General features: G+C 59.9%; 7 protein-coding genes. 1 reads left to right on the top strand and 6 read right to left on the bottom strand.

Translation table 11 applies throughout. The features are described from left to right. Positions 1-162: 162 nt before the first annotated feature. Positions 163-702 carry a hypothetical protein gene (locus C7C56_RS08605; RefSeq protein ID WP_146204354.1) on the bottom strand — a complete coding sequence of 180 codons (540 nt, stop codon included), beginning with the start codon at positions 700-702 and terminating at the stop codon, positions 163-165. Positions 703-1,226: 524 nt separating this feature from the next. Here C7C56_RS08605 and C7C56_RS08595 point away from each other — a divergent pair. Continuing rightward, a complete protein-coding gene (locus C7C56_RS08595) occupies positions 1,227-2,822 on the top strand; it encodes a hypothetical protein (protein ID WP_146204353.1) in 1,596 nt (531 codons plus the stop codon). A gap of 413 nt (positions 2,823-3,235) precedes the next feature. Here C7C56_RS08595 and C7C56_RS08590 read toward each other — a convergent pair whose 3' ends face one another. Genes C7C56_RS08590 through C7C56_RS30280 form a run of 5 tightly spaced genes read right to left on the bottom strand, consistent with a single transcriptional unit; the run spans position 3,236 to position 6,149 of the window. Continuing rightward, complete coding sequence (locus tag C7C56_RS08590) at positions 3,236-4,333, bottom strand: type VI immunity family protein (protein ID WP_219933124.1); 1,098 nt, start codon at positions 4,331-4,333, stop codon at positions 3,236-3,238. A gap of 12 nt (positions 4,334-4,345) precedes the next feature. Beyond that, entirely contained in the window at positions 4,346-5,071 is a 726-nt protein-coding gene (locus C7C56_RS08585) for a VRR-NUC domain-containing protein (RefSeq protein ID WP_106757023.1), read from the bottom strand. Beyond that, positions 5,068-5,643, bottom strand: coding sequence for a PAAR domain-containing protein (locus C7C56_RS08580; RefSeq protein WP_106757027.1), 576 nt, complete (start codon positions 5,641-5,643; stop codon positions 5,068-5,070). The genes C7C56_RS08585 and C7C56_RS08580 overlap by 4 nt, the downstream gene beginning before the upstream one ends. A 54-nt stretch (positions 5,644-5,697) precedes the next feature. Next, positions 5,698-6,072 (bottom strand): ATP-binding protein, encoded by a 375-nt coding sequence (locus C7C56_RS29295; RefSeq protein WP_219933122.1) that lies wholly within the window; start codon positions 6,070-6,072, stop codon positions 5,698-5,700. Continuing rightward, positions 6,015-6,149, bottom strand: a complete 135-nt coding sequence (locus C7C56_RS30280; protein ID WP_267874675.1) for a hypothetical protein — start codon at positions 6,147-6,149, stop codon at positions 6,015-6,017. The genes C7C56_RS29295 and C7C56_RS30280 overlap by 58 nt, the downstream gene beginning before the upstream one ends. Positions 6,150-6,459 lie beyond the last annotated feature (310 nt).

Raw genomic sequence — 6,459 nt, 5'->3', positions numbered from 1 at the left:
GATCAAATTCCGAATGACGGCTCCTAGCCGATCTCTGCCGATTGTACTCGACCGTTTGAAGGGCGTGTGACCTCAGCGGCTGGCCCCGGAAAGCGATCTATTGTGACAAGCCGCCCGAGTCGGCCGGCACCGGCCGCCGCTAGACAACCCTGCAGAAGCGCTCTAGCGGCTACGGGCGTGGGCCGCAGCCGTCGTGCGCGCCAGCTTTTCCCAGTCGCGCTTGGGCACCATGCCGATCTCGTGGACAAAAATGCTCAGCGTTGTATATATGCTGGCCGGGGGCGAAGTGCGCGCGCCCTCGAACTCCAATTGACCGCAACGGAAGCAAATTTTCACTGTGCGAGTACGCCTCGCCTTGTCGATGAACCCGATGGTGTGGTGATACTCAGGAATGCAGGCGGGAAAAGCGTCCTGTGTGACCGGACTCATAGCTCGGACCAGCGATGCAAAACGCAGTTTTTGAAATCCACTCAGTTCCTTGCGTACGTACGTTTTCTCCGGCGCGGCCGGTAGGGTCTCGCCGCCATCATCAAAGTCCATTGGATCACTATGCTCTCGTACGATGATACGGTCAGCGCGTTCGATAGCAGCAAGCAAGGAGCGCTGGAACTCGATGCCCTCACTTGCATTTTCTGGGACGGCGAACGCAGCTGCTTGCATGCTCGCAAAACAAAATATCAAAAATAGGGCTGCTTTGATCATCGGGTCACTGACTCCGGTTTGAGGCGATCGACATCGAGCTTATTCTTTCGCCTATTGAGGTTGTTCGATGTACGACCGTCTGCTCTTGGCCGGTCCCTGCCGATTGTACTCGACGGTTGCGGTGCGGCGCCTTAGCCCGATTGTAGGATTGACTTCGTGTCGTAGCAATCGAAGCAAACGAAAACGTAGATCATCCCAACGTCGGCCAGGCAGAACTCATCGTTAATGGAATCAAGCTGCGCATAAAACGTCATATCGTTATTGCAAGAGCATTGGGGAATTTCCGGATGCTGAACGAACTCAGTATCTCCGCCTAGCCGATGTCTGGTTCCGACGACGGGCGCCGCCCATTCAAATGGCAGCAGCGCATTTGCCTATTCGTTAACCGAGAGGCCCTTGCGGACATGAGCGCACCCCAAAGCTAGTGGTATTCATCGTGACACATTGCACTTTGTTCAATATAATCGCCTGCATTCTTTCTCACCCTCACTTGCTCCCCAGGGAACATTTTTTTAGGAATATGCATGCAGGCTGCCTTGCGTCGTATCGCTGTATCGATCCTGTTTGGGACCTTGCTCGCTTCCTGCGGCGGCGGCGCGCCCGCCCCCACGCCCACGCCGACACCAACGCCAACGCCGCCGCTCCCGTCCGAACCGTATGCTATCCCTGCTGGCTTGTGGCGCCCCGCCAGCGCCCAGTTGCCCGCCAGCGGCAACTACGTCTACACCGAAAGCGACACGGACGACTGGATCGGCCAGGGTCTGAGCTACAAGTACACCGACACCAATGCCCTGCTGACGGTGAAGGCAGCCGGCATCGGCGTCAGTGTCGAGGTCAAGGCGGTGGAACGCTGGAGCGGCGTCATCGCCCTTCCCAATACGCTGAGTGCGCTGCAGGCTGGCTACTTTCAGCACGTCACACATGTGAGCAACAATCCCGCCGGCGGCGTGCTCGACTGGGGCGGTGAGGCGCGCGGATGCGGCAAGGTATCCGGTTGGGTGATCATCGACAAGGTGACCATCGTCAACAATATCGTGACCGAACTCGATCTGCGATTCGAGCAGCGTTGCGGCATCTCCGCCGCCGCGACGCGCGCCTACGTTCACTGGACGCTGGCCAATGTCATGGCGCTGGTGCCGGCCAGTCCCTCGCCGATCCCGCCGGGAGCATGGCGTGCCGATCCGGCGGCGGTGCCGGCAAGCGGCAGCTACCTCTATCTGTCAGGCGTTCAGGATGCGAACAACCGCATCCTCGAGCGCCTGTATACCCGCTCGACAGCAAACATGTGGCTCAGCGGCTTCGAGGGCAGGATGCTTCTCGACATTAAGGGCGATCAGGCCTGGCAGGTGGAATTCCAGACAATGGATGCGCTCAAGCGGCTCGAGCCCGGCTATTACCCCGACCTGAAATACCACTATCGGCACAACCCCCTGGCCGGCGGGCTGGCTGCCAAAGGGGAAAGCCCGCCGTGCTTCGGCATGGCGGGATGGGTGATTATCGATGCGGTGACGTATTCCGGCACCGAAGTCACGGCGCTCGACATGCGCTTCGAGCAGACCTGCAACGGGCTCAATCCGCTGCGCGGCCAGATCCGCTGGCGCGCCGGCGAAACGCCGGTGATTGCCGGTCCGGTCAACCCGCCGCCTGCGCAGTTGTGGCAGCTGCCGGCCAGTTTCGTCCCGCCCGCCGGCAACTATATTTATTTAAGCAGCGACACCGGCTTTTACGTCACGCCGTTCAGCAAGGCGCTGCCGCTGACCACCGTGATCCACATGAACGAGAACCGAATCCCGGCGCGCGAAGCATTTACCGTTCGTAGCGACGGCTACGAAGTCATGTTCGTCAGCATCGAGGGGCTGGCCCGCATGGTGCCGGGCTACTACGCGGGCCTGAAGGACATGACCCAGCTCAATCCGACGCGCGGCGGCTTCGAACTGAGCGGCAACGGCATCGGCTGTTTCCGCTCGCACAGCTGGGTCGTGATCGACCATGCCACCTATGTGGAGCGGGAATTGACGTCAATCGACCTGCGCTTTGAAATGACGTGTGATCCCACGCGCGATATCATGCGTGGTGCGATTCACTGGGTCAAACCACCACTCTTGCAGGGAAAGCCATGAGCCAGAGCGTCATAGCCCCGGGCCCCGCCCCGTGGTGCCGAAGGTCTGCTGCTGACCGGTACCTGTCGATTGTACTAAACGGCCCTCTAGTGCATGCGCCGCCGCCGCCCACAGCGGACCTTACCCCCTGAGAATCGGGTCACCGTCGAGTACATCTATGAGGTGGAGCGATTTGATAATCGATGCGAGGAAGGCTGCGTGGCAGGGATATAGGTAACGACGAACAGGCGTGCCCCAGCGCTGTCTTCGGTTGCGCTGAAAGCCTCGCCGCACCCAAGCAGCCGCCAGCCCCACCAAGAGCAGGAGCCCTGCAGGAGCAAGAAGTGCAAGTGAAAAGACCTTGATCGTTCGGGATTGCATATGAGATGCCGCTTAACGACTCTCGGGCTTGGCCATCGCCGAAATTCCTTCGCTCAACGCGCCTCTGGGAGCAAGGTCTCCTTGGTCAGCTTCGGTTCATTCAGGAGCTTTGTCTTGTAACGCATCAATTCTTCGTCGGGCACGTCGAAGCGGCTGAACCATGCCGCCGAGGCGAGGCCCGTCAGCTTCGGCTCGCCATCCTGCGAGCCTTGGTGCAAGTCGCCACTAGGAGCCATCCGGACGGCTTTGAGCGCCATGGCAGGCAACACGTAGATTGCCGGCTTCGGATCGAGCTCCACCGGCGCGATCTCGCACGCCGGCCCGGCTTGGATCACGATCCCGTTTCCATAGCCATATTTCGCGAACCAGCCGCTGGGCAGTTCGGATCGAAGCGTCGACAACCCGCCGACTTTTTCAACCATGGCGTCGTTGATCGCGGTCAGCCAACCGATGTTGACGAGGTGGTCGTCGATCCCTTCTTCGTGCCACGACCGGATCAGGCCCGCGCGGCCGGCGTCGAGCCCTGCCATCTTCGAGACCATGACGGCTTCCGTCGCCTCGTTTTCTTGGGGCCGTGTGATCGACAGGTTGAACGCGAAGCCGGCATGCCCGTGCTCGGCCTTCAAGAGCTTGGCGAAGTCGACGAACAGCCGCTGGAACAAGGTCGGGTTCTGTTCGACCGTTTCGCGCGGAACGGAAAACACCAAGGAGTCCAAACCGTTCCACCCCAGCTTCGCTTGCCATTCGCGCAGTCCCGAAGCGAAGAAGCACCAAGGGCTCGCCTCGTGCGCCTTCTCGCCGCCGGTATAGGCGAATCCCACGTGGTCGTCGGGGCCCATCTTCCTCATCATGGCCCGCAGGGGCGGCGCCTCCGCATAAGCGAACTTGTCCGGGCCTTCCGGCGGCGAGTCGCGCCAAAGCCACGTCAAATGGTCCTTGGCGATGGCTTCGTAGGCGTCGAAGCATTTGCATATCGCCTCCCTGACCTCGGGGGTGGCCGAGCCTTGGAAATACAAGGTCCCGCGCACGCAAAGCGTTGCGCCCACATAATCTTGGGGGCCATTTTTCATCAGCATCGCGCCGGGCATCACGCCGTGGCCATGCTTCGCATTCCATTGCGCCATGAAGGCGCCCATGTCGGGCTTGGCCATTTTTCTGTTTCCTTAAAAGGCTGGGACGAGGGGAGGGACCGGCGCCATGGGCGGGCGCGGAGTCTTCCCCCTCGTCAGAATATACGCGATCCACATGGCGGCGGCCGCGACGAAGCCCAATTCCTCGACGGGCATCTGCGGATCCTTGGGCTCGGACGAGTCGCAGTCACAGTGCCCGGGCTGCAACGTCACGAGCTTACCTTTGCCCCCAATCTGCTTGTACGCGTTCTCCTGCTCCTCGCTGAGCGAGTCGGGTGGGAACTTCATCTCGACGATCTGCTTGATATTGTCCTGTGTCGGCGGCTTCGTGGGGTCCTTCACTATCACCACGTCCGGGCGGCGAATCAGGCCCGTCCCGGGCTTGTAGGTCGGCGCGTGCTCCGGCTTGGATCCCCAGTGCTTGCGAATCCAAGCCGGCAGGTAGTCGTGCCCCTTCGTGTCGGTGCCGCTGTCCATGATCGGGACGGGAGGACGCTGCGTCATGTCATAGTTGACCTCTTGCTTATACGGACTTTTGTGCGATAGCAATTTGTCGAGGCCCTTGAAGTTTTCGGCCACGCAGGCTTGTTTGAGCTGCTTCCCGTCTACCCCGACGTTGGGTGCCTTGTCGCACTTGCACATCGCCGCGCACAGGATCTTCTTGTCATCTGGATCGATCTTCGGCTCGTTGATGCGGACGACGGTAGTCGTGCCTGATGGCGACATGCCGCCGGTGGCCAATGGCGGAAGGTTGCTCATGCGGAGCGCTCCTGCAGGTCGAAGGCCAACGCTTCCGCGGCGTCTCGTTCGACCCACTGCGTGAAGCCTTCGGCGTCGGTCGTCCCGGTCAGATATTGGCCGCTCGTGGAGCGCACGCGGACAGCCTTCCCGGCGATAGGCTCGCCAGTGTCGATGCTCACGAGTTGAAAGCGGCCTTGGAATCGCTGCGAATCGGACTTGTGGGGCTCGTCTTGATAGGCGGCAGCCAATCCGGATCCCACCGCCCCGAAGCCGTCGGGGGTTTCGACTTTGCCGTCGCAGTCGGCGGCGCCGGGAGCCGCGCCCGCAGACGGCTGGGTGAGTGTCCGAATCTGGCTCGATATGAGCATCGCTCCGCAAGCGGTCTTGCAGCCGTGATATGCCACCGGGGCACCGTCGATGATGTTCGACTGGTCCCCTTCGGCTATTGGGAAAACGCCTTTGCACAGCGGGCACGAGCACATGTCACCGACACGGGCGATCGGTTTTCCGTCGCAGTCCGAGAATGGGGAGCCCATCAGCACCGAGCCCCCGTGGCTGGTTTTGTCGCCTTGCACGATGAAGGGTTGCATGGACATTCCTAATCACTCAATATTGTCAAATATTGAATTCCGTGTCGAAATCTGTCAATGGTGCAAATTGATACTTGTCAAAGGTCGGGCGAATAGCAATTTGCCGGGTACCCGTGGGCCCAGCGATCGGACCGGCGCGTGCTCCTCGACGAAGCGGCAGGTCCCCAGTTTGGCAATCAAAGCGTGGTTGACCGACTGGCTGTGCGCGCAGTCGAATTGCGGCTTTGTCGCCGCCGACCTGGTCTCGCGCGGCCGTTGCGCGAAGTGGCGCTGGTCGCGGCGCGCCACCTCATCCTGAGTGAGCAGCGCAAGAAAGTCGGTGTAGGCCAGTTTGGATTGAATCGCCTGCTGATTTCTTACTTCGATTGAATCTACGATGTCGGACCGGTGCAGTTGGGATGCAGGGTCGCCTTGCTCCAGGTGGCGCATTCTGGCGCCACCGCCGTCAAGTCCCGCAGCAAGGCCTGTTCGGTTTCGGTGAACAGCCGCCAGTCAGGTGGTTCCATCTTTAACTATTGGTTCATGCACCTGATTTTGCCCGAAAAATTGGGGGATGCCATGTCTGAGTTCGGCTTACTGTAAGTTAAATTGCATTTGGATATCCATTTTTTATCGGAGCGAGAACCTTGGGCCGCACCCACACATATCCCCTGCAAATGGTAGATCAAGTTTATTGGCATTGCGCTGGCGACTAAAGCTTGCATTCGTGCAATAGGTTGATGCCGTCGACACATGCGAAAAACGTGTCGATTTTGGTTCGATTTTTAAACATATGCCAGGTCTACTGGAAAAGTGGGCGGTTTCAAATTCCAAGCG

Source organism: Massilia glaciei, from assembly GCF_003011895.2.
GTDB lineage: Bacteria > Pseudomonadota > Gammaproteobacteria > Burkholderiales > Burkholderiaceae_D > Telluria_A > Telluria_A glaciei.
Note: the sequence above shows the minus strand (reverse complement) of the source record. Positions and strands in the feature narration are given on the sequence as shown.